Below are 223 nucleotides of genomic sequence, written 5' to 3' on the forward strand. Positions count from 1 at the left end.
ACCGTTGCCGCCGTTGACGATCCAGTACCCGGATTACGCCGCCTGGCAGCGTCAGTGGCTGTCGGCTGAACGGACCGAGGCGCAATCCGACTATTGGCGGGCCATGCTGGCCGATGCCCCGGTGCTGCTGGATTTACCCACTGACCGGCCGCGTCCGTCGGAGCAGTCGTTTATCGGGCATACCGTGCCGGTTAATCTGGATGCGGCATTAACGACCGCGCTG

1 protein-coding gene is annotated in these 223 nt (G+C 64.1%); it reads left to right on the forward strand.

Features of this window, described 5'->3' with window-relative positions:
- A partial coding sequence (locus ABR397_RS24550) for a condensation domain-containing protein (RefSeq protein WP_350307953.1) occupies window positions 1-223 on the forward strand: 223 nt, incomplete at both ends.

It is taken from the genome of Photorhabdus viridis, from assembly GCF_040256935.1.
GTDB lineage: Bacteria > Pseudomonadota > Gammaproteobacteria > Enterobacterales > Enterobacteriaceae > Photorhabdus > Photorhabdus viridis.